We start from the raw sequence: 748 nt of genomic DNA, 5'->3' as shown, positions 1-748 counted from the left end.
CGGCGGTACATTGTGGAATGGCCGTCGCTCAACGGATAAAAGGTACCTCGGGGATAACAGGCTGATCTTGCCCAAGAGTCCATATCGACGGCATGGTTTGGCACCTCGATGTCGGCTCGTCGCATCCTGGGGCTGGAGTTGGTCCCAAGGGTTGGGCTGTTCGCCCATTAAAGCGGTACGCGAGCTGGGTTCAGAACGTCGTGAGACAGTTCGGTCCCTATCCGCTGCGTGCGTTGGAAATTTGTGGAGGCCTGTCCTTAGTACGAGAGGACCGGGACGGACGAACCTCTGGTATGTCAGTTGTTCCGCCAGGAGCACCGCTGATTAGCTACGTTCGGGATTGATAACCGCTGAAAGCATCTAAGCGGGAAGCTTGCTCCGAGATGAGATTTCCTGACCTCCTTTGTGGGGTGTGAGGTGCCCAGTAGACGACTGGGTTGATAGGCCAGATGTGGAAGCGTTGCAAGACGTGGAGCTGACTGGTACTAATACACCGAAGACTTCTACACACACAGTCTTCATTCGAAGAATGTGATGTTCGCGTCCACCATGTGGTTGACCACCAACAACCCCCCACCCNNTGGGGCGGTTGCCTCCTAAAGAGTAACGGAGGCGCCCAAAGGTTCCCTCAGCCTGGTCGGCAATCAGGTGGTGAGTGTAAGTGCACAAGGGAGCTTGACTGTGAGAGTGACAGCTCGAGCAGGGACGAAAGTCGGGACTAGTGATCCGGCGGTACATTGTGGAATGG

The 748-nt window shown here is 55.8% G+C and carries 1 rRNA gene; it reads left to right on the top strand.

Annotated elements, in window-relative coordinates:
• Positions 1-509 (top strand): 23S ribosomal RNA (locus tag B3I25_RS01770); the annotation flags it as partial.
• Positions 510-748: the final 239 nt, after the last annotated feature.

The organism is Kocuria sp. UBA1838 (assembly GCF_002338785.1).
GTDB lineage: Bacteria > Actinomycetota > Actinomycetes > Actinomycetales > Micrococcaceae > Kocuria > Kocuria marina.
The sequence above is the reverse complement of the archived record's forward strand: the minus strand, read 5'-3'. Positions and strand labels throughout refer to the sequence as shown.